Source organism: Streptomyces sp. AC550_RSS872 (assembly GCF_019049285.1).
In the GTDB taxonomy this organism is placed as follows: Bacteria; Actinomycetota; Actinomycetes; order Streptomycetales; family Streptomycetaceae; genus Streptomyces.
Genome location: NZ_JAGMUL010000004.1, coordinates 48,156 through 69,643, shown reverse-complemented (window position 1 = coordinate 69,643; position 21,488 = coordinate 48,156). Strand labels below are relative to the sequence as shown.

Genomic DNA, 21,488 nt, shown 5'->3' with positions numbered 1-21,488 from the left:
TCGCCAGCAGGGTTCCGTGACTTGGCGGCGTTGAGGGTGGTGACGGAGAGTCAGGGTTGCTGGCCCGGTGGCCGAGCCGGGTGCGGCGGCCGGCCCGGACCGCGCCCGGCTACGGGTCTCCGGGAGCGTCAGCGGGGCCTGAGGCCGTGCAGCAAGTGGTGCACCAGGCCCTCCACGCCCGCCAGCGCGGCCTCCGGCGTCAACCAGCCGGCGGAGATGAAGGCGGCCACGCCGTGCAGGGCGGCGCCGGTGACGAGGTTGAGCTCCTCCGGGTCGCCGTCGATGATCTCGCCCCGCTGCTGGGCGTCCGCCAGGACCCGTACGAGGCTCCCCACCGTCTCCTCGACCGCTGCGGCCATCTGCACGGAGGCGTCCGGCTCGTGCTTGCGGGCGTACATCAGTTCCAGGAGCGCGGCGTTGTCGATGGCGAAACCGAGGTAGGCCCGGGCGAGGGCGGTGAGGCGCGGCTCCAGGGGGAGCGCGGGGTCCTCGGCGGCGCTCAGTGTCTGGGCGAGCCGCTCGTACCCGGCCAGGGCCAGGGCGTTGAGCAGGGCCTGCTTGTCCTTGAAGTGCCGGCCGGGGGCGGCGTGGCTGACGCCGACCTCGCGGGCCAGTTCGCGCAGTGAGAGGGCAGAGGCGCCCTTGTCCCGCAGGGTGCGTTCCGCTGCGGCGAGCAGGGCGGCGCGCAGATCTCCGTGGTGGTAGGGGCGGGTCTCGGGCATGGGCTCATCTTAGCTTGATGTTGGCGGTGCCATCTTTGTTGACGCCGACATCATTGTTGTCATTGACAGCATTGTTGGCGGCGGCTACATTCGAGGCAGGGTTGCGAAGGCTTGGAACGCCGAGAAGGCCTGAGGGTCGAGAAGGCCCGGGGCCGAGAAGGAGATGACCGAGATGGCCAAACAGACATGGGACGCGACGAGCCTCCCCGACCTCGCCGGCCGTACCGCCGTCGTCACCGGCGCCAACAGCGGGATCGGCCTCCGGGCGGCTGAGGGGCTTGCGCGCGCGGGTGCGCACGTCGTGTTCGCCGTACGGGACCCGGAGCGGGGCCGTGCGGCGGCCGCGACGATGAACGGCAGCACGGAGGTGCGGCGCCTGGATCTGGCGGATCTGTCGTCCGTGCGGGAGTTCGCGGACGGGTGGCAGGGGCGGCCGCTGGATCTGCTGATCAACAACGCCGGCGTGATGATGGTGCCGGAGCAGCGGACGGCGGACGGCTTCGAGATGCAGTTCGGCACGAACCATCTGGGCCACTTCGCGCTGACGAACCTGCTCCTGCCGTACGTCACCGACCGGGTCGTGACCTTGTCGTCCGGCGCGCACCGGTGGTTCAGCGCGCGGATCCGTTTCGAGGACCTGAACTGGGCGTCCGGCTACGACCCGAACCGCGCCTACGCCCAGTCGAAGCTGGCGAACCTCCTGTTCACGCTGGAACTCCAGCGCCGTCTGACGGCGGCCGGCTCCCCGGTCCGCGCCCTGGCCGCGCACCCCGGCTATGCCGCCACCAACCTACAGAGTCATGCGGGGAGTGCGGTGATGCGTGGGTTCATGAAGATCGGCAACCGGTTCTTCGCCCAGGACGACCGGGCGGGCGCGCTGCCGACGTTGTACGCCGCGACGCAGGACCTGCCCGGCGCGAGCTACGTCGGACCGGACGGGTTGGGCGAGATGCGGGGTGCGCCGACGCTGGTGGGGCGGTCTGCGGCGGCGAGCGATGCGGTGGTGGCGGGGCGGTTGTGGGGGGTTTCGGAGGAACTGACGGGGGTGAGCTGGCCGTTGGGGAAGGCCGAGCGGGCGGCGGGGGCCGAGCGGGCGGCGGCGGCCGAGCGGTAGGGCGCTCCGCCGCCTGGGCGCGACGTACTCACCAACGCAGGGATCATCCACAAGCGCACCCGGCCGTACCGGCCACAGACCAATGGCAAGGCCGAACGCTTCCACCGCACCATGCTCGACGAGTGGGCCTACACCCGCCCCTACCGCTCAGAGCGGGAACGACGCGACGCCTTCCCCGACTGGCTGCACACCTACAATCACCACCGCGGACAACCGCGCTCAAAGGCCAGCCACCCGCCGGCCGTGTCCCTGACCGGGGTGTGGCGAGCCTGCTGGCGGCCCGTGCCGGATATCGGGGCGAGGCCTGCAACAAGTCCATCGGGTACGACGTCCCGGCCGGGGTGAAGGCCGACCCCGCGCTGAGGAAGCGGGCCAATCAGCTGGTGGCCTTCTGGCCACCGGAGCGGCGGTGCTCAGTGCGGCTGGCGCTCGTGCCGGTCGGCAGCGTCATTCTGCCCGAACCGCTGGACAACGAGATCGCCACCGACGATTTCCCCGGGTACGGGGCTCAGTCGCACGGTGTCTGATGCTTCTCTCACCTTCATGGGGCACAGTGGCCCGCGATGAAGCGCACAGCCCGGACCGTCCGGACCGTCCGGACCGCCCACAAAGCACACACCTCCCGTCTCTCCTTGTACGCCGTGAGCCTCCTCCTCGCCCTCACCTCGGCCTCCGCGGCCTCCGACGCCGGCATGGGTCCCTTCGGGGTGGCCGCTCACGCCGTGGTGACGGCGCGGAGCGCGCGGGTCGGCGCCCTGTTCGCGGCCGACCGTAGCGCCCGCCTCCGCGGCGGCCACTTCTGTACCGCGTCCGTCGTGCACAGCCCGCACCGGAACCTCATCGTCACCGCCGCCCACTGCCTGCACGGAAGGACGGAGGAACTCCTGTTCGTACCTGGCTACCGGGACGGCAAGGCGCCGTACGGGGTGTGGAAAGTCGGGAGGTGGTTCCTGTCGGAGGGGTGGGAGCGGGAGCGGGACGAGGACAGTGACGTGGCCTTCGGGGTCGTGCGGGACCGGGGTGGGGAGAGGGTCGAGGACGTCGTCGGTGGCAATCGGCTCGCCACGGGCACGACTACCGGGGTTACGGCGGTGACCGTCAGCGGGTACCTCAACTCCCAGGAAGCACCGATCAGTTGCACCAACAAGCCGACCCTTCAACGCCGTGCGCAGCAGCGCATAGCCTGTCCTGGGTTCAGCGCAGGGAGCAGTGGGAGCCCTTGGATCAACGGGGACGAGGCGGTCGTCGGGGTGCTGGGCGGGCATGACGGGGGTGGGTCCACGGCGGACGTGTCGTTCAGTGTGCTGTTCGGGGTGGAGGCGGCGAGGTTGTACCGGGAGGCGGAACGGGGGGAACGGGATTCCCCGGTGAACTGATCTCTGTGGCAAGGTCAGTTCGGTGGACGCACTGAAGGATCGGGACCCGGCGCACATAGGTGCCTACACGCTGCTCGCTCGGCTCGGGGCGGGTGGTATGGGGCAGGTCTATCTCGCTCGGTCGCCGGGTGGGCGTCTGGTCGCGATCAAGGTGATCCGGGACGAGATCACCGACCATCCGGAGGCGTTGGCGCGGTTTCGGCGTGAGGTCGAGACGGTGCGGGCGGTGCGCAGTGCGTATACGGCCAACCTGATCGATGCGTCGCTGGATTCCGCGCCGTATTGGCTGGCTACCGAGTATGTGTCGGGGCCGACTTTGAGTGCGGCGGTGGGGGAGCGGGGGGCGTTTCCCGCCGAGACGTGCCGCGGGCTGTTCGCCGCCCTCGCCGAAGGCCTCGCGGCGGTGCATGCGCATGGTGTCACGCACCGGGACCTCAAGCCGCAGAATGTGATCCTCGCGGCGCAGGGGCCGCAGCTCATCGACTTCGGGATCGCACGCGGCGCAGGTCAGACGGCCCTCACGGAGACCGGGTTCGCCCCGGGTACGCCCGGGTTCACCGCGCCCGAGGTGCTGTTGCGCAACGAGGTCGGACCGGCGGCGGACGTGTTCGCTCTGGGCGCGACGCTTGCGTACGCGGCGACCGGGCGGCCGCCGTTCGGTATGGGGGAGGCGGCCGGGGTCAGCTACCGGGCCGTCCACGAGCCCATCGATCTCGCGGGTGTGGAACCGGGGTTGGCGACACTCATCGAGGCCTGCGTGACCAAGGATCCGACGGCACGGCCGGGACTCGGTGACGTCATCGCGCGGTGCGGGGTTCGGGCGGCGCTTGTCGAGGATGTGGTGTACGCCGGGCTCACCCGACTGGCCGAGGAGGTACCGCAGACGCCGGCACCCCGACAGGCGGAGGCCGCGCAGCCGGCGCCTCCGGCACCCCCGCCCGTGAGCCCGCACGAGCTGCCCACTGCCGGGGCACCGCATGGTTACGGCTACACGCCCACGCAGGTGAGCCGATCGGCCCCTGGCGACCGCCGTCGACGGACCGCACCCTGGATGGCGGCTGTGGCGGTGGGGGTCGCGGTCGGCGTGGGCGCCGTGTTCGTGCTCATGGCGCCGGACGACAACAAAACCGGAGGCGATTCAGCAGGCGGAAGCAGCAAGTCGCCCAGCTCGTCGGCCTCTACGGCGTCGAAGGGTGCCCCCGCCTACGCGGGGGACAAGATCGACCGTGCGCTGTGGTACTCGGACACCGGCAAGTGCCAGCTACCCCCCGAGGAGCGGGCAGGCAACGGGTTCATGGGGTCCATTTCCGACCCCGACCACCCTGACGCCAACTCGGAGACGCTCACTTTCGACGGCAAGGTACAGGTCGGGTTCCGGGACAAGTACGCGACCGGTTCCGAGAAGCCGTACTACATCACCGCCAGCGTGAAGCCGCCGCACGACATCGATCCGAGTACCGGAAAGCCCGTCGGCGGGAAGCTGATCGACAACGCCAACGTCGGCTATACGAGCAAGCCGATCGATCTGTACGGCGACGATCCGCCGGCGTGGAAGTACCTCACCTACCCGGACGACTTCCACTCCTGGGTCGAGGGCAAGCCGCAGCCCGCCATCCCGCTGACCAACGACCCCGGTGACTGGACCGTGCAGTTCCACCACATCCGCACGCCCGACGACTACGCGAGCATCATGTGCGACGGCTTCACGGTGAAATAGCGCCACTCTCACCGGAAATGGCCTTGAACAGCGGCGATATGGGGGAGGGTTGAGCCGTGCGAAAAGTATGGGTGGCCGGTGGTGTCGCGGTCGCGCTCGGCCTGAGCTTCGTGATGCTGCTCGTCGTCGGGGTGTACATCGTTGCCGGGAACCTGGTGAACGGGGTCGGCAAGGGCAGTGTGGGGCTGGCCAAGGGGTCCGTGCCCGGTGCGTACAAGACGCTTGTGCAGAAGTGGGGCAACCTGTGCCCCGCGCTCAACCCCGCTCTGCTCGCCGCACAGCTGTACCAGGAGAGCGGTTGGGATCCGGACGTCGTCAGCCACGCCGACGCCCGCGGTATCGCCCAGTTCATCCCGAGCACCTGGGCCACGCACGGGGTCGACGGTGACGGCGACGGCGACCGCGACATCTGGGACCCGAACGACGCGATTCCGTCGGCCGCGTCGTACGACTGCGAACTCGCCAAGTACGTCAAGGACGTCCCCGGCGACACCACGAACAACATGCTCGCCGCCTACAACGCGGGCGCGTACCGCGTCATAAAGGCCGGCGGGGTTCCGGCCATCACCGAGACCCAGAACTACGTGACGAGGATCCGCAGTCTGGAGAAGAGCTTCGCGGCGCCCACGACCCGGATCGACCCCTCCAAACAAGCCGCCGGCGCCATCTACTACGCCCAGAAGAAGCTGGGCACGCCCTACCTCTGGGGTGGGGAGGGGAGTGCTGCGGACGGGGGGCGGTTCGACTGTTCGGGGTTGACTCAGGCCGCGTACGAGACGGTCGGGATCTCGTTGCCGCGGGTTGCCAACGATCAGTACAACGCGGGGCCGCATCCGGACAGGGACGAGTTGTTGCCGGGGGACCTGGTGTTCTTCTCGGACGATCTCACCAATTCTCGAGCGATCCGGCATGTCGGGATTTATGTGGGCGGTGGGTACATGATCGACGCGCCGAGAACAGGTGCTGTGATCCGGTTCGACCCGATCGACACCCCGGACTACTTCGGAGCCACCCGGGTGACCGAAGATGGCGCGAAAGCGCTGCCCACGACCGTGTAGACGGAGCGTGAACCCACCCCCTGAGCTGCGGTGATGGGTCTCTCTTCGATAACGTCTGCGTGATCATTCAGTGGAGTGTGGAACGTATTAACAGGGGCCGTGCGTTCCTGGTGTCGTAGCCGGATCTACAACCACGGGGGTGGGCGGAGCGGCGTACGCAAGTTGCGCCGAGCTAAGAGACGACGAAGGGGCCGCGGCATTATGGCTGGACTCGCAGATTCCGGGTCGAACCCCGACGTCGACCTGCTCTTCGACATCAATGGCCTGGCCAAGGACGCCCCGCACTGGTTCGACCGGGTCATGGAGTACGTCGGTGAGTACGGGCTGGTGCTCGCCATGGTGCTGCTCGTCCTGTGGTGCTGGTGGTCCGTGCGGCGCCGGGGCGACGAGGATGCCGCCTCGTCCGTCGCCGCGCTCGTGTGGGCGCCGCTGGCCGCCGGGATCGCCGTCCTGGTGAACGTGCCGATCCGCGGGTTCGTCGAGCGGCCGCGGCCGTTCCTCGATCACCAGGGGCTCGAGGTCCTGGTGACCGGCAAGACCGACTACTCCTTCGTGAGCGACCACGCGACGATCGCCATGGCCCTCGGGGTCGGGCTGTTCGTCGCCAACCGGAAGTTCGGGCTGGTCGGGATCGGGCTCGCGCTGCTCGAAGGGTTCTGCCGGGTCTACATGGGCGTGCACTATCCGACCGATGTCGTCGGCGGGTTCGCGCTCGGTACCGCTGTCGCGCTGCTGCTGTCGCCGCCGGCCATGGCCCTGCTGACGCCGGTGATGTCGGCCATCGAGCGGTCGCCCGGGGGCGGGTGGCTGATCAAAGCGCGGGGAGGTTCCCGCGCGGGTGGGCAGGAGGCCGTGATTCCGGGGGCCCGCAAAGAGGCCGCCGGGGCTGAGGAGCGGGATCTCGCGGCCTGAGGTGACGGCGGGGCCGAGGGTTACAGCGCCTGCGGGTACGTGAAGAAACCCTCCGGGTCGTACTGCTTCTTCAGCTTCGCCAGGCGCGTCGCCGCGTCCCCGTAGTACGCCTTGCGCCAGTCCTTCAGCGTCGGGTCGGTGTAGTTCTGGTACGCGGCGCCCGAGGCGTACGGGCGCATCGCGTCGTGGGCCGACGTCAGCCAGGACTGGGCCGCGGAACCCGACGTGCCGGCCCGCCAGGAGGCGATGTACTGGGCCAGGAAGCGGGAGCGGCGGTGCACGAAGGCCGTCGCGGTGGGGGAGACGCGGTTGACGGCTCCGCCGAGGGCCGTGAGGGCGACGCTGCCCGAGCCGCCGCGGACCGACTGCATCTGCCTCATCAGCGTCTGGATGCCCGCCGCTGAGAGCGAACGGTCGAAGAAGTCCGACTTCGCGGTGTACGTCTCGCGGCTCAGCGCGCCCTGCGGGGAGCGGCCCGGGGTGGAGCCGGGGAGGTGGCACTGCGCGTCCGAGGTGAAGGACGAGCAGCCGGCGTACAGCTCCATCGACTCCTCGTACGAGCGGCGCTTGATCGCGACGTGGGTCGCGGGGCCGGGGCCGCCGGGGCGGTCGGCCAGGCGGTCCACGGCGTTCTTGAGCTCGTTGTAGGTGCCCAGCGAGAACGCCGCGACGGTGATGGTCGGGTTGCCGCCCGCGTGGTTCGAGATGCTCAGGGCCGACCAGATCTCGTCGGGCTGGGTCGGGCCCCACTCCTGCCAGGCCTTGATCAGCTTGGCCGCCTTCGACCAGGGCCAGGTCATGTATGCCGTGACGGCCTGCGGGGCGGGGTGGGTCTTGAAGTGCAGTTCCGTCACGACGCCGAAGTTGCCGTTGCCGGCGCCGCGCAGGGCCCAGAAGAGGTCCTTGTGGGTGGTGGCGTTGGCGGTGAGCTGCTTACCGTCGGCGGTGATCAGGGTGGCCTGGGTGAGGCTGTCGCAGGTCAGGCCGTAGGCGCGGGAGGTGACGCCGTGGCCGCCGCCGAGGGTGAGGCCGGAGACGCCGACGCTGGGGCAGGAGCCGGCGGGGATGGTGACGCCCTTGGCGGCGAGGGCTCGGTAGACGTCGATGAGTTTGGAGCCGGCGCCGACCACCGCGGTGTCGCCGGTGGCGCGGATGCGGTTGAGCTTGGAGACGTCGATGATCAGGCGGTTGTTGCCGGAGGACCAGCCGGCGTAGGAGTGGCCGCCGTTGCGGATGGCTACGTGGAGGTTGTGGGCTCGGGCGTAGGCGAGGGTGGTGCGGATGTCGTCGGGGTGGGCGACGTAGGCGACCGCGGCGGGCTTCAGGGTGTCGAAGCGGGTGTTGTAGAGCAGGCGGGCGGACTTCCAGTCGGCGTCGCCCGGGCGGATGAGTGGGCCGTCGAGGTCCTTGGCGAGGGCGGTCCAGTTGGCTGGGGTGGAGGCGGTGGTGTTGCTGGTGGCGGCGGTTTGGGTGCGAGTGCCGGTGCCGGATTCGGTGTCTTTGTTGCCGTTGCAGGCGGTTGCCGTCAGGGCGGTGAGGGCTGCTGCGGTGCCGCCGATGAAGGTACGCCGTTCCATGTCGCCTCCTGGGGGGTTCGTGGAACGAGACGGGGTGGTGAGGGCCGGGGTTCCATAGTGCGGTGGTCCTCCGGTGCGGGCCGGGAGGTTCTCGCCCCCGCCGCCCTACCCGTCCCATCCCTTGAAGGGGCTCCGCCCCTTCGACCCCGGTTCCTGGGGCTGCGCCCCCAGACCCCCGCTGTCGGCCCTTCGGGCCTCGCCCTCAAACGCCGGACGGGCTGAAGATGTCTGGGCCGGTGCCGAGAGTGGCCGCCTTTTGCCGTGTGGCAATGCCCCTGCGGGTGGGCGGGTGGTTGGGGACGGCCTCAGGCGGTCGCATGGCCCTCCGCATCCGCTCGGGCCAGGCTTCGGGCGCGTCTTGCCGGGCCGCGCCAGCCGCAGGTGCAGTGGGCCGTGCAGAAGCGGCCCTTCTCGACTGTCGTTGTGCGGTGTTCCGCGGGGTTGTCCGGATGTGCGGGGGAGGTTGGTCCGTCCTGCTTCGCCACCTTGGCAACGTTACCCACGGCAAGTAAACGCGAGGCCCCCGGTGTGCGTGACGGGGGCACTTACTCGTCGTTAACCGGAACGACAGGGGGCCCGTGACGGACGTACCGGCTGGGGGTAGGCAGGCGATGGCGGAGCGGCAGCAGCAGCACAGGCTCGGGCGTGGGGCGGGCGTTGCGGCGGGGGTCTTGTGCGTCTGCCTGGCGGGCAGCGGGTGTGTGGCCGAGAGCGGTGCCGCGGTGGGGGACTCGCGGGACGGGGACGCCGTACAGGTGGTGCGGCGGGCCGCCGACGCGCTGGTCGAGGCGCGGAGTTCCCAGACGCGGACGTCGATGGAGATGGCGACCGGTGGGACCCGCGTCACCATTCGCGGTGAGGGTGTCTACGACTTCCGGAAGCAGCGGGGGCGGCTGAAGGTGCTGTTGCCGCAGGATCCGGCGGGGGCCACCGCGCAGCGGCCGATCATGGAGTTGCTCGCACCGGGGGCGTTGTTCATGAAGAACCGCGGTGCGGGTGTGCCCGCGGACAAGTGGGTCCGGGTCGATACGCGGTCGCTGTCGGACGGGAACCTCGTCACCGGCGGGGCCACCGATCCGTACGCCGCCGCCGAGGTGCTGCGCGGGGCGCGGACGGCGACATATGTGGGGGAGTCGGACGTCGCCGGTACGGCGGTGCGGCACTACCGGGGGACCGCTGACCTGGGGGTTGCCGCGCGGGAGGCCTCCGAGGGGAATTCGGATGCGCTTGCGGCGGCGGCGAAAGGGTTCGCCACCCGTGAGGTGCCGTTCGACGTGTACCTCGATGAGGAGGGGCGGATCCGCAAGGTCCGGCATCGGTTCAGCTTTGTCAACGGGCAGCAGAAGGACGCCGTCGCCGTGGCCTCGACGACCTTGCTGTACGACTTCGGGACCCCCGTCGACGTACGGCTTCCGGACGGCGACGACATCTACGCCGGCAAGATCGCGGAGCATTGAGGGCCGCGCATGCGTGCGTGACGGGCGTCAAGAACTAGCCCGTCCGTGCCATGCGCGGTGTGTAGGCCGCTCCCTACTCTAGGAAGTCGGTAACGGCAGAGAAGAGGTGATGCACGTGGCTCCGGTCGGCGGTACGGCAGTTCAGGACCACGTGGCCCTCGCCGAGATCGAGCTGTGCGGAGAGCTCATCATCGCGGCCTCGACCGCCCGCGAGGACCGGCTCAGTCTGGAAAGCATCGATGAGGTGCTGAGAGTCGCGGAGGAGCGGGACGCGGGGAGCGATTGATTTCGGCCTCGCGGGCGGGAGCCGTCAGGTGCGCAGCAGTCGGCCGATCGCCTTTGTCGCTTCCTCCACCTTGGCGTCGATCTCCGCGCCGCCCTTGACGGCCGCGTCGGCGACGCAGTGGCGCAGATGCTCCTCCAGCAGTTGCAGGGCGAAGGACTGCAAGGCCTTGGTGGAGGCGGAGACCTGGGTGAGTATGTCGATGCAGTAGACGTCCTCGTCGACCATGCGCTGAAGGCCGCGGATCTGTCCCTCGATACGGCGCAGGCGCTTGAGGTGTTCGTCCTTCTGCTTGTGGTAGCCGTGGATGCCGCGGTCGTGGTCGGTCACGACCGCGGGGGTGCCCTCCGCCTCGGAGGGTGCGGCCGCGCCGGCCTCGGTGGTCGTCATCGCGTCCTCCAGACGTAAACCGCGTACATGGCTTCATATACCCCTACTGGGTATATCGTACCGGACCTTGCTGGGTATAGGGCCTGTGGCCGATGCCGCGAACGGCCGCTGGACTGGACCACTGGGCAGCCCCCGTGCCGACCACTGTGCCTGATGGGCGACACTGGAGGACGGCCCATTAGCCGTGGCCGGATGATGCGCCTAGCATCAGCCTGACCGAACCGACGCTTCTTGAGGACCCTCACGTGCGCTTTCGTCTGACCCCCCGGGAGACGAGCTTCTACGACATGTTCGCCGCATCCGCGGACAACATCGTCACGGGCTCGAAACTCCTGATGGAACTGCTCGGGGCGGACACCGCCGGCCGGGCCGAGATCGCAGAGCGTATGCGGGCCGCGGAACACGCAGGTGACGATGCCACACACGCGATCTTCCACCAGTTGAACTCCTCGTTCATCACGCCGTTCGACCGCGAGGACATCTACTCCCTCGCCTCGTCCCTCGACGACATCATGGACTTCATGGAGGAGGCCGTCGACCTGGTCGTCCTCTACAACGTCGAGGAACTGCCCAAGGGCGTCGAGCAGCAGATCGAGGTGCTGGCGCGGGCCGCGGAGCTCACGGCCGAGGCCATGCCGAATCTGCGCACGATGGACAACCTCACCGAGTACTGGATCGAGGTCAACCGCCTCGAGAACCAGGCCGACCAGATACACCGCAAGCTTCTCGCGCACCTCTTCAACGGCAAGTACGACGCGATCGAGGTCCTCAAGCTCAAGCAGATCGTGGATGTGCTGGAGGAAGCGGCGGACGCATTCGAGCATGTGGCGAACACGGTGGAGACCATCGCCGTCAAGGAGTCCTGAGACCGTCACATGGACACCTTCGCGCTGGTCGCGACCATCGGGGTCGCGCTCTTCTTCACGTACACCAACGGTTTCCACGACTCCGCGAACGCCATCGCCACGTCCGTCTCGACGCGGGCCCTGACGCCGCGGGCCGCGCTGGCCATGGCCGCCGTGATGAACCTCGCCGGTGCCTTTCTCGGATCCGGAGTCGCCAAGACCGTCAGCGAAGGGCTGATTCAGACGCCCGAGGGGTCGAAGGGGATGGGGATCCTCTTCGCCGCGCTGGTCGGTGCGATCACGTGGAACCTGGTCACCTGGTACTTCGGTCTTCCCTCGTCCTCGTCGCACGCGTTGTTCGGTGGGATGGTCGGGGCCGCGCTCGCCGGTGGGACGACCGTGTACTGGCATGGGGTGCTGGAGAAGGTCGTCATCCCCATGTTCGTATCGCCGGTGGTGGGTCTGCTGGCCGGCTATCTGGTGATGACCGCGATCCTGTGGATCTTCCGGAAGGCCAATCCGCACAAGGCGAAGCGGGGTTTCCGTATCGCGCAGACCGTGTCGGCGGCCGGGATGGCGCTCGGGCACGGACTCCAGGACGCGCAGAAGACCATGGGCATCGTGGTGATGGCGCTGGTCATCGCGGATGTCGAGGACTACGGCGACCCGATTCCGGTGTGGGTGAAGATCGTCTGTGCGGTGATGCTGTCGCTGGGGACGTATGCCGGTGGTTGGCGGATCATGCGGACGTTGGGGCGGAAGATCATCGAGCTTGATCCGCCGCAGGGGTTCGCTGCGGAGACGACCGGTGCGTCGATCATGTTCACCACGGCGTTTCTCTTCAAGGCGCCGATCTCCACGACCCACGTCATCACCTCGGCGATCATGGGCGTGGGTGCGACGAAGCGCGTGAACGCCGTGCGGTGGGGCGTGGCCAAGAACATCGTCCTCGGGTGGTTCATCACGATGCCTGCGGCTGCGGTGGTGGCGGCTGCCGCGTTCGGGGTCGTGCACCTGGCGTTCCTGTAGTCAACGGGTTCGCTGCCGGGGCCCCTTCTTTCCTCGCCCCCGCCGCCCCTACCCGTCCCATCCCCAGGGGCGCCGCCCCTTCGACCCCGCCAAGGGGCTCCGCCCCCTGGACCCCCGTCGGGTTGGGCCTTCTGGGCCCGCATTGGGCTGGGTCTCCTGGATCCGCGTCGGGTTGGGCCTCTTGGACTTCCGTCGGGTTGGGCTTCTGGGCCCGCGTCGGGTTGGGCCTCTTGGACTTCCGTCGGGTTGGGCTTCTGGGCCCGTATCGGGTTGGGCTTCTGGGCCCGTATCGGGCTGCGCTTCCTGGGCCCGTATCGGGCTGCGCCCCCTGGACCCCGTCGGGCTGGACGGCCTTGTCCTCTGAGGCCGGGTGGGATGGAGGTGTTCCAGTTGGTGATCGTGGGGCTGGCATCAGTGGCCCCGGTCCACCCGCCGCCGGGGCAGCGCAGACGGGCCCGCCCCCCGGGAGCCGGGGGGCGGGCCCTTTATCTGCCTCGCGGTGGCACCGCCATGCAGCACCGCGAGGGGTCTGTCAGCCGAAGCGGCCGGAGATGTAGTCCTCCGTGGCCTGGACCGACGGGTTGGAGAAGATGCGCTCCGTGTCGTCGATCTCGATCAGCTTGCCGGGCTGGCCGACGGCGGCGAGGTTGAAGAAGGCCGTGCGGTCGGAGACACGCGCCGCCTGCTGCATGTTGTGCGTCACGATGACGATCGTGAAGCGTTCCTTCAGCTCGCCGATCAGGTCCTCGATGGCGAGGGTGGAGATGGGGTCCAGGGCCGAGCAGGGCTCGTCCATCAGCAGGACCTTCGGTTCCACCGCGATGGCGCGCGCGATGCACAGGCGCTGCTGCTGGCCGCCCGAGAGGCCCGAGCCGGGCTTGTTCAGGCGGTCCTTCACCTCGTTCCAGAGGTTCGCGCCCTTCAGGGACTTCTCGACGACGTCCTGAAGCTCGCTCTTCTTGTAGCTGCCGTTCAGGCGCAGGCCCGCCGCCACGTTGTCGAAGATCGACATCGTGGGGAAGGGGTTCGGACGCTGGAAGACCATCCCCACCTCGCGGCGCACCGACACCGGGTCGATGCCGGGGCCGTACAGGTCCTCGTCGTCCAGGAGGACCTTGCCCTCCACGCGGCCGCCCGACGTCACCTCGTGCATGCGGTTCAGCGTGCGCAGGAACGTCGACTTGCCGCAGCCCGACGGGCCGATGAAGGCCGTCACCGAGCGCGGCTCGACCGTCATCGAGATGTCTTCGATCGCCTTGTGGGAGCCGTAGTAGGCGGTGAGCCCGCTTACGTCGATTCGCTTGGCCATGTCTCTACTTCACTTCCAGAATCAGTCGGTCGCTGTTTGGCCCCGCGCGGCGGTAGCCGCAGGTCGATGCTTCAGCGACCTGTCTTCGGGGCCTTCCAGCGGGCGATCCCGCGGGCAACCAGGTTCAGGAGCATCACGAAGGCGATCAGCGTGAGAGAAGCCGCCCAGGCGCGGTCGTACGCCGGGGCCTCGCCGGAACCGTACTGCTGGTAGATGTACAGCGGTAGTGACGCCTGCGCGCCCTCGAAGGGGTTGGAGTTGATGAACTTGCTGCCGAACACCAGCAGCAGCACGGGCGCGGTCTCACCGGCGATACGGGCGACGGACAGCATGATGCCGGTGGTGATGCCGCCGAGCGAGGTCGGCAGGACCACCTTCAGGATGGTGCGCCACTTGGGCACGCCGAGCGCCAGAGAGGCCTCGCGCAGCTCGTTCGGGACGAGCTTGAGCATCTCCTCCGTGGAACGGACGACGACCGGCATCATCAGGATCGCGAGGGCGAGCGAGCCGGCGAAGCCGAAGGGCTCCATGTCGAACATCAGCATGAGGCTGAGGATGAACAGGCCGGCGACGATCGACGGGATGCCGGTCATGACGTCGACGAAGAAGGTGACGGCCCGAGCGAGGTTGCCGCGCCCGTACTCGACCAGGTAGATCGCGGTGAGCACGCCGATCGGCGCCGCGATCAGGGTGGCGAGGCCGACCTGCTCCAGCGTGCCGAGGATGGCGTGGTAGATGCCGCCGCCCGTCTCCGAGTCGGCGACCACGCCCATCGAGTGGCTCAGGAAGTAGCCGTCGAGGACCTTCGTGCCGCGTTGGACGGTCGACCACACCAGCGAGGCCAGCGGCACCACGGCGATCAGGAACGCGACCCACACCAGCGAGGTGACCACACGGTCCTTGGCCTGGCGGCGGTTCTCCACCCGGGCGGCGATGACGTACGTACCGAAGATGTAGACGAGCGCGGCGATCAGCGCCCACTGGATGTTGCTGTGCAGGCCGGCGGCGGCGCTGATGCCGACTCCGAGGGCGACGGATCCGGCGGCGATGGCCCACGGAGCCCACTTGGGCAGATGGCCGCCGCGCAGGCTGCTGGTGCCGTTGTCGGTGATGGTGGCGTTGCTCATGCGTTGGCCCCCGAGTACTCCTTGCGGCGGGCGATGATCGCGCGGGCCGCGCCGTTGACCAGCAGGGTGATGACGAACAGGACCAGACCGGAGGCGATCAGCGCGTCCCGGCCGAACTCGGTGGCCTCGCTGAACTTGCTGGCGATGTTCTGGGCGAAGGTGCCGCCGCCCGGGTCGAGCAGGCTGGTGTGGATCAGGAAGTCGGGGGAGAGCACGGTGGCGACGGCCATCGTCTCGCCGAGGGCGCGGCCGAGGCCGAGCATCGAAGCGGAGATCACGCCGGAGCGGCCGAAGGGGAGGACCGCCATGCGGATCACTTCCCAGCGGGTGGCGCCGAGGGCCAGGGCGGCCTCCTCGTGCATCTGCGGGACCTGGCGGAAGACCTCACGGCTCACGTTTGTGATGATCGGCAGGATCATGATCGCGAGCAGGATGCCCACGGTGAGCATGGAGCGTGGCGCGCCGTTCTGCCAGGAGAAGATGCCGGTCCAGCCGAGGTAGTCGTTCAGCCAGCCGAACAGGCCGGTCAGCTGCGGCACGAGGATCAGGGCGCCCCACAGGCCGTAGACGATGGACGGCACGGCGGCGAGCAGGTCGATCACATACGCGATGGGGCCCCTGAGCCTGCGCGGGGCGTAGTGCGTGAGGAACAGTGCGATGGCGACCGCGATCGGGACCGCGATGACCATGGCGATGATCGAGGAGATGATCGTGCCGTAGGCCAGGACCGCGATGCCGAAGACCGGCGGATTGACACCGGTGTTCCACTCGAAGGTGGTCAGGAAGTTGCCCTCGTCCTTGCTGATGGCGAGGACGGCGCGGTAGGTGAGGAAGCCCGCGATCGCGGCCATGATCACCAGCAGCAGAATGCCCGACCCTCGGGACAGACCGAGGAAGATCCGGTCGCCGGGGCGGGTGGCGCCACGGGCGGCGCGCTTCTGCTCGGCCATGGGCGGCTGGGGAGTGGGGGGAGGTGCGTCAGCTATTTGTGTGGTGTCCATCGGGTTCTCCGGTCTGCGGAACCGCACGCGTTGTGCGGCTCCTGGCGGCGGTGCACCGGACGGTGCGGTCCGGTCCCACTGGGGAGACCGGACCGCACTCAGGTCAGCTCAGGCTCTCGACGGTCGTACGCACCTTGGCGATGATGTCGTCGGGCATGGGCGCGTAGTCGTTCTCGGCGAGGATCTTCTGGCCGTCCTCGGAGGCCGCGTAGCGCAGGAACGCCTTGACGGCGGGCAGCGTCTCCGCCTTGTTGCCCTTGTCGCAGACGATCTCGTACGTCACCAGGACCATCGGGTAGGCACCGTCGGCCTTGGTCGCGTAGTTCAGCTTCAGGGCCATGTCGTTGCCGGTGCCGACGACCTTGGCGTCCGCGATGGCCTTGGTGGCGTTGTCGACGGTCGCCTCGACCGGCTCGGCGGCGCCCGTGTCGATGGCGACGGTCTTGATGCCGTCCTTGGCGTACGACAGCTCGAAGTAGCCGATCGCGCCGGCGGTCTGCTTGACCTGTGCGGCGACGCCGGAGGACTGCGGAGCGGACTGGCCGCCCTTGGCCTGCCAGGCCTTGCCGCCCTCGTACGGGAAGTCCTTCTCGGCGGTGGCGATCAGGTACTTGGTGAAGTTGTCCGTGGTGCCGGACTCGTCCGAGCGGTGGAACGCCTGGATCTTGAGGTTGGGCAGCTTCGCGTCGGGGTTCAGCTTCGCGATCGCCGGGTCGTTCCAGTTGGTGATCTTGCTGTCGAAGATCTTGGCGATCGTCGAGGAGTCCAGGACGAGCTTGTCGACACCCGGGACGTTGTAGCCGACGGCGATCGGGCCGCCGACCATGGGCAGGTCGATGCCCTGACCGCCGGAGCAGATCTTCTTGGAGGCCTCGACCTCTTCGGGCTTCAGCGCCGAGTCCGAACCGGCCCACGGGACCTGGCCCTGCGTGAACGCGGTGACACCGGCACCGGAACCGCCGGCCTTGTAGTTGATCTCCACCTTGCAGGCCGGGGAGAACTGCTTGACCCACGCGTCGACCGCGTTCTTCTGCGCGGAGGAGCCGTCGGCGAGCAGCTGGCCCGAGGCGTCGTCACACTTGATGTTGCCGGCCGCGGCGCTGGCGGAGGCGTCGCCGCCGTTGCCGTTGCCGGTCTCGTCGGAGCCGCACGCCGTGAGGGCCAGGGCGCCGGAGACGGCGAGAGCGCCGAGAGCGAGAGCCCGCCGGTTCTTGCGCTGAAGCTTCACTTGAGGGAGTTCCTTCCAGGAGCCGCCGTCCTGAATTCGGCGGCGTGCGAAGAATGGGCGATGCCGGCGCGTCCCGTCGGGCGCGGTCCGTCATCGTTCAAGGCCGAAATTAGGCAGAACAGGTGAAGCGGCCGAAGGGCGTAAATGAACGAGGGGTGAACCCCTGGGGACGGTGCGGTGAGGTCACGGAACGCTTACGTTGTGGACACGGGTGCGTCCCGAGACTTTGTACGGATTGGTGCGGACCGGGCCAGGGTCTGGGGCAGGCTCTAGGCCAGGCGCAGCGACACCAGCAGGGCGTCCACGAGTGAGCGGTCTCTCGGCTGGGTCAGACGGCTCCGGGCGGCGGTGGGGGAGAGCCACAGCAGGCGGTCCACCTCGGTGCCCGGCGTGAAGGCGCCGGGGCCCGCCTCGGCCGCCCAGTAGCGGACCTCCTTGGGGCGGCCGTTGGCCAGATACCGCAGGGTCGGCAGTTCGGCGCCGGGCCGGGCGGAGTGCCCCGTCTCCTCCTCGACCTCGCGCAGCGCCCCGGCGAGGTGGTCCTCGTCCCGTTTCAGCTTGCCCTTCGGGTGGGACCAGTCGTCGTATTTCGGCCGGTGAATGAGGCATATCTCCAGCTGACCGTGTACCGGCGAACGGCGCCACAGGACGCAGCCGGCCGCTTGGACGGTGAGGTCGTTCGCGTAAGCCACCGGGGATGCCTCCTTCTGCCGGGGATGGCCTGGTGCGGGATGCCTACGGCGTCCCCACCGTCTGCCGCTGCCAGGACTGCTGGAACGCGAACCGCGCCGCCTCCACCTCGTGCCGCTGGTCGGCGTGCAGCACGCCGAGGGCGTACGCCGTCGCCGGGGCGATGCGCGGGGTGCGGGCCGCCTGGGCCGCGGCCGCCGCCGCCTCGGAGGCGTCGCGGTGCCGGTTCAGGGACTGGCCGGCCGCCAGCAGCCGTACGTCGACCGGGTCGCTGTCGCCGTGCAGGACCTCGCGGGCGTAGCGGTGCAGGCGCAGCAGCAGGCGGACCTGGTGCCAGGGCGCGTCCTGCGGATGCGGGGCCGGGTCCGGGGAGAGGCCGTGGATCAGGGCCTCCGCGTTGTAGGGGTGGCCGGCGGTCACCAGTGGAAGCGCCGTCACCGCGTCGGTGAGCCGCTCCTCGGCGGCGGCCGCGAGGGGGCGCAGGTCGGTGGTGGCCGCGGCGAGGGTGAGGGGGACCTCGCTGGCCAGTACGGCGATGTTGTCCGCGACGGCGTGGAAGCGGCTGCTTCCCAGGGCCTGGAGGGCGCTGGAGTGAGCTCGGGTCCGGGCCAGGGTGAGCTGGCGATCCAGCAGGGCGCCTGCTTTGGCCGCGCCCACGGTCAGGTTGCCGCGGTCGGGGGCGGCCGCCGGGTGGGCCGCGAGCCCGGCGCTGCCGGATGCCGCTCTCTGCGGGACGGGCGCCGTCCCAGCGGCGCGACTGCCCCGGGCCGGGTCGGCACGGCCGCCCGCCGCAGCGTCGTTACGGCTCCCCGACGGCACGGCGTCGCCGCTCGCCCCGAGCGCGTCAGGCGTCGCCATCTGGGCCGGCAGTACCGTCGCCCCCGACAACCGGTGCAGGGCCAGGAGCAGGCGTTCCAGGCGGGCCGCGTAGGCGTGTTCCATGGCCAGGGTGCCGGAGAGCCAGGCCAGTTCCGGGCGGATGGCTTCCGACCAGTCGGTGTCCAGCAAGGGCCGGAACGTGTGCAGGCTGGCGCTGATGCGGCGGGCCGAGCGGCGCAGGGCCCGGGCCGCGTCGACGGACTCCTGCGTGCCGTTGTCCACCGTTCTCGAGTCCGCTCGGCCGGGGGCACCCCCACCGCCGCCCCCGGTCTCCCGGTGCAGGCGCAGGGCGCGGAGGAACTCCGTGGCCTGGGCGCGCAGGTAGCCCGCGAGGGCGTCCCCGGTCACCGCCCCGGCCGTGGGGTCCGTCGGATCAAGGTGTTGCTGTGCCACGCCGGCGCCTCCGGGCGTCTATGAGCATCTCCTGGACGTTGCGCAAGGGCTGGCCCTCCGTGTCCGCCGCGTGCCGGGTCCACTCGCCGTCCGGGCCGAGGTGCCAGGACGCGGTGGTGTCGGACATACCGGTCTCCAGGAGCCGGTTGAGCGCGGCGCGGTGGGCCGGGTCGGTGACCCTGACCAGGGCTTCGATACGGCGGTCGAGGTTGCGGTGCATCATGTCGGCGCTGCCGAACCACACCTCGGGCTCGCCGCCGTTGCCGAAGGCGAAGACCCGGGAGTGTTCGAGGAAGCGGCCGAGGACCGAGCGGACGCGGATGTTCTCCGACAGTCCGGTCACGCCCGGGCGGATCGCGCAGATGCCGCGGACCCAGATGTCGACCGGCACGCCCGCCTGGGACGCGCCGTAGCAGGCGTCGATGATCGCCTCGTCGACCATGGAGTTGACCTTGATGCGGACGTAGGCAGGACGCCCGGCACGGTGGTGCTGGGCCTCCTTGTTGATCCGCGAGACCAGGCCGTCGCGCAGGGACTTGGGGGCCACCAGGAGGCGGCGGTAGGTCTCGCGGCGCGAGTAGCCGGACAGCCGGTTGAAGAGGTCCGAGAGGTCGGCGCCGACCTGCGGGTCGGCCGTCAGCAGGCCCAGGTCCTCGTACAGCCGTGCCGTCTTCGGGTGGTAGTTGCCGGTGCCGACGTGGCTGTAGCGCCGTAGCGTCTCGCCCTCCTGGCGGACCACCAGCGACAGCTTGCAGTGGGTCTTCAGGCCGACGAGGCCGTAGACGACATGGCAGCCGGCCTCCTCCAGCTTGCGCGCCCACTTGATGTTGGCGTGCTCGTCGAAGCGGGCCTTGATCTCGACCAGGACGAGGACCTGCTTGCCGGCCTCGGCGGCGTCGATGAGCGCGTTGACTATGGGGGAGTCGCCGGAGGTCCGGTACAGGGTCTGCTTGATCGCGAGGACGTCCGGGTCGTCGGCCGCCTGCTCCAGGAACGCCTGCACGGAGGTGGAGAAGGAGTCGTACGGGTGGTGGAGCAGGACGTCGCGGTTGCGCAGCGCGGCGAAGATGTCCGGCGGCGACGCGGATTCCACTTCGGCGAGGTCCCGGTGGGTGCCCGCGACGAACTTCGGGTACTTCAGCTCGGGCCGGTCGATGGAGGCGATGCGGAAGAGACCCGTGAGGTCCAGGGGGCCGGTCAGCGGGTAGACCTCGGCCTCGCTGACCTTCAGCTCGCGCACCAGCAGGTCCAGGACCTCCTGGTTGATGTTCTCCTCGACCTCCAGGCGCACCGGCGGCCCGAAGCGGCGCCGCATGAGCTCCTTCTCCAGGGCCTGGAGGAGGTTTTCGGCGTCGTCCTCCTCGACCTCCAGGTCCTCGTTGCGGGTGACCCGGAAGGCGTGGTGCTCCAGGACCTCCATGCCCGGGAACAGCTCCTCCAGGTGGGCCGCGATGACGTCCTCAAGGGGGACGAAGCGGCCCGGGGAGGCCTCCAGGAAGCGGGAGAGCAGCGGCGGGACCTTGACGCGCGCGAAGTGCGGGGTGCCGGTGACGGGGTTGCGGACCCGTACGGCCAGGTTCAGGGAGAGCCCGGAGATGTACGGGAAGGGGTGCGCCGGGTCGACCGCCAGCGGGGTCAGGACCGGGAAGATCTGGTGCCGGAAGAGGGTGAAGAGGCGGGCCTGCTCCTTCTCCGTCAGCTCCTGCCAGCGGACCAGGTGGATGCCCTCCTCCGCGAGCGCGGGGGCGACGTCCTCGTGGTAGCAGGCGGCGTGCCGGGCCATCAGCTCGCGGGAGCGGGCCCAGATCATCTCCAGCACCTCGCGCGGCTGGAGGCCGGACGCGGACCGGGTGGCGACACCGGTGGCGATACGGCGCTTCAGACCGGCGACGCGGACCATGAAGAACTCGTCCAGGTTGCTGGCGAAGATCGCCAGGAAGTTCGCCCGCTCCAGGAGCGGGGTGTTCGGGTCCTCGGCGAGTTCGAGGACGCGCTCGTTGAACGCGAGCCAGCTGCGCTCGCGGTCCAGGAACCGGCCCTGGGGCAGCTGGACACCTTCGATCTCGGTGACCTCGTACGCGTCGAGGTCGGCGTCGATGTCCGGTTCCAGATCGGAGACGACCGCCGAGACCGTGTGCGGACGGTGCGCCGCTATGGAGCCCACGGAGGGCTGGGCGTGCTGGACCTGTGCCTGGGCGTTGGAGGACTGGCTCATGTGCCCATTGTTCCGCGCCGCGAGCATTACGGGCGCGTCGGAAGCGGCGGGCGGGAGCGTGATCGGGAGGCGTCGGGCGTCCCCGTTCCCCGCGGTCCCCTCGGGGGGCGGCGAAGGCTCTGGCACGGCGGGCGTCATTGGCTGAGCGTCGCAAGCCCGTCTGAAC

The 21,488-nt window shown here is 69.4% G+C and carries 21 protein-coding genes and 1 pseudogene; 11 read left to right on the top strand and 11 right to left on the bottom strand.

Going from position 1 to position 21,488, the window contains the following annotated elements; translation table 11 throughout:
* Nucleotides 1-128 precede the first annotated feature (128 nt).
* Entirely contained in the window at nt 129-722 is a 594-nt protein-coding gene (locus KUM44_RS01255; RefSeq protein WP_217205641.1) for a TetR/AcrR family transcriptional regulator, read from the bottom strand.
* A gap of 163 nt (nt 723-885) precedes the next feature.
* Here KUM44_RS01255 and KUM44_RS01250 point away from each other — a divergent pair, with 163 nt between their 5' ends.
* From KUM44_RS01250 to KUM44_RS01220, 7 genes and pseudogenes are all read left to right on the top strand, one after another.
* Nucleotides 886-1,836 (top strand): oxidoreductase, encoded by a 951-nt coding sequence (locus KUM44_RS01250; protein ID WP_217205640.1) that lies wholly within the window; start codon nt 886-888, stop codon nt 1,834-1,836.
* A 42-nt stretch (nt 1,837-1,878) separates the two neighbouring features.
* Nucleotides 1,879-2,090 (top strand): annotated as a pseudogene (locus tag KUM44_RS01245) (integrase core domain-containing protein); the annotation flags it as partial.
* Between the two features lie 6 nt (nt 2,091-2,096).
* Nucleotides 2,097-2,363, top strand: a complete 267-nt coding sequence (locus tag KUM44_RS01240) for a hypothetical protein (RefSeq protein ID WP_217205652.1) — start codon at nt 2,097-2,099, stop codon at nt 2,361-2,363.
* A 36-nt stretch (nt 2,364-2,399) separates the two neighbouring features.
* Complete coding sequence (locus KUM44_RS01235) at nt 2,400-3,212, top strand: serine protease (protein WP_217205636.1); 813 nt, start codon at nt 2,400-2,402, stop codon at nt 3,210-3,212.
* Between the two features lie 22 nt (nt 3,213-3,234).
* On the top strand, nt 3,235-4,929 hold the full coding sequence (locus tag KUM44_RS01230; protein ID WP_217205632.1) for a serine/threonine-protein kinase: 1,695 nt from the start codon (nt 3,235-3,237) through the stop codon (nt 4,927-4,929).
* Between the two features lie 113 nt (nt 4,930-5,042).
* A complete protein-coding gene (locus tag KUM44_RS01225; protein WP_302185942.1) occupies nt 5,043-5,987 on the top strand; it encodes an NlpC/P60 family protein in 945 nt (314 codons plus the stop codon).
* A 201-nt stretch (nt 5,988-6,188) separates the two neighbouring features.
* Complete coding sequence (locus tag KUM44_RS01220; protein ID WP_217205627.1) at nt 6,189-6,899, top strand: phosphatase PAP2 family protein; 711 nt, start codon at nt 6,189-6,191, stop codon at nt 6,897-6,899.
* Nucleotides 6,900-6,919: 20 nt separating this feature from the next.
* Here the strand turns inward: KUM44_RS01220 and KUM44_RS01215 are convergent, their stop codons facing one another.
* Together KUM44_RS01215 and KUM44_RS47090 are read right to left on the bottom strand one after the other, a co-directional pair.
* Nucleotides 6,920-8,476 carry an FAD-binding oxidoreductase gene (locus KUM44_RS01215; RefSeq protein ID WP_217205620.1) on the bottom strand — a complete coding sequence of 519 codons (1,557 nt, stop codon included), beginning with the start codon at nt 8,474-8,476 and terminating at the stop codon, nt 6,920-6,922.
* Between the two features lie 305 nt (nt 8,477-8,781).
* Nucleotides 8,782-8,961: a hypothetical protein gene (locus tag KUM44_RS47090; RefSeq protein ID WP_308402451.1), complete on the bottom strand. Its 180-nt coding sequence runs from the start codon at nt 8,959-8,961 to the stop codon at nt 8,782-8,784.
* Nucleotides 8,962-9,087: 126 nt separating this feature from the next.
* Here KUM44_RS47090 and KUM44_RS01210 point away from each other — a divergent pair, with 126 nt between their 5' ends.
* Nucleotides 9,088-9,933 (top strand): hypothetical protein, encoded by an 846-nt coding sequence (locus KUM44_RS01210; protein WP_217205617.1) that lies wholly within the window; start codon nt 9,088-9,090, stop codon nt 9,931-9,933.
* 109 nt (nt 9,934-10,042) lie between these two features.
* The gene (locus KUM44_RS01205) at nt 10,043-10,219 is read left to right on the top strand and encodes a hypothetical protein (protein ID WP_217205615.1); all 177 of its coding nucleotides are present in this window, start codon (nt 10,043-10,045) and stop codon (nt 10,217-10,219) included.
* A 24-nt stretch (nt 10,220-10,243) separates the two neighbouring features.
* Here KUM44_RS01205 and KUM44_RS01200 read toward each other — a convergent pair whose 3' ends face one another.
* Nucleotides 10,244-10,606 carry a metal-sensitive transcriptional regulator gene (locus tag KUM44_RS01200; protein WP_217205614.1) on the bottom strand — a complete coding sequence of 121 codons (363 nt, stop codon included), beginning with the start codon at nt 10,604-10,606 and terminating at the stop codon, nt 10,244-10,246.
* 245 nt (nt 10,607-10,851) lie between these two features.
* On the opposite strand from KUM44_RS01200, the gene KUM44_RS01195 reads away from it, so the two are divergent.
* Both KUM44_RS01195 and KUM44_RS01190 read left to right on the top strand, forming a co-directional pair.
* Entirely contained in the window at nt 10,852-11,472 is a 621-nt protein-coding gene (locus tag KUM44_RS01195; RefSeq protein WP_015659485.1) for a DUF47 domain-containing protein, read from the top strand.
* Nucleotides 11,473-11,481: 9 nt separating this feature from the next.
* On the top strand, nt 11,482-12,480 hold the full coding sequence (locus KUM44_RS01190; protein ID WP_217205612.1) for an inorganic phosphate transporter: 999 nt from the start codon (nt 11,482-11,484) through the stop codon (nt 12,478-12,480).
* Between the two features lie 532 nt (nt 12,481-13,012).
* On the opposite strand, the gene pstB is transcribed toward KUM44_RS01190, so the two are convergent.
* From pstB to KUM44_RS01155, 7 genes are all read right to left on the bottom strand, one after another.
* The gene (gene pstB, locus KUM44_RS01185) at nt 13,013-13,789 is read right to left on the bottom strand and encodes a phosphate ABC transporter ATP-binding protein PstB (protein WP_062723848.1); all 777 of its coding nucleotides are present in this window, start codon (nt 13,787-13,789) and stop codon (nt 13,013-13,015) included.
* A gap of 71 nt (nt 13,790-13,860) precedes the next feature.
* Entirely contained in the window at nt 13,861-14,916 is a 1,056-nt protein-coding gene (gene pstA, locus KUM44_RS01180) for a phosphate ABC transporter permease PstA (protein WP_217205610.1), read from the bottom strand.
* Nucleotides 14,913-15,917 carry a phosphate ABC transporter permease subunit PstC gene (gene pstC, locus KUM44_RS01175; RefSeq protein ID WP_217205608.1) on the bottom strand — a complete coding sequence of 335 codons (1,005 nt, stop codon included), beginning with the start codon at nt 15,915-15,917 and terminating at the stop codon, nt 14,913-14,915. The genes pstA and pstC overlap by 4 nt, the downstream gene beginning before the upstream one ends.
* A gap of 103 nt (nt 15,918-16,020) precedes the next feature.
* Nucleotides 16,021-17,145 (bottom strand): phosphate ABC transporter substrate-binding protein PstS, encoded by a 1,125-nt coding sequence (gene pstS / locus KUM44_RS01170; RefSeq protein ID WP_217205606.1) that lies wholly within the window; start codon nt 17,143-17,145, stop codon nt 16,021-16,023.
* 269 nt (nt 17,146-17,414) lie between these two features.
* The gene (locus KUM44_RS01165; RefSeq protein WP_217205603.1) at nt 17,415-17,837 is read right to left on the bottom strand and encodes an NUDIX hydrolase; all 423 of its coding nucleotides are present in this window, start codon (nt 17,835-17,837) and stop codon (nt 17,415-17,417) included.
* A gap of 43 nt (nt 17,838-17,880) precedes the next feature.
* A complete protein-coding gene (locus tag KUM44_RS01160; protein WP_217205602.1) occupies nt 17,881-19,107 on the bottom strand; it encodes a CHAD domain-containing protein in 1,227 nt (408 codons plus the stop codon).
* Nucleotides 19,088-21,460 carry an RNA degradosome polyphosphate kinase gene (locus tag KUM44_RS01155; protein WP_217205598.1) on the bottom strand — a complete coding sequence of 791 codons (2,373 nt, stop codon included), beginning with the start codon at nt 21,458-21,460 and terminating at the stop codon, nt 19,088-19,090. The genes KUM44_RS01160 and KUM44_RS01155 overlap by 20 nt, the downstream gene beginning before the upstream one ends.
* Nucleotides 21,461-21,488 lie beyond the last annotated feature (28 nt).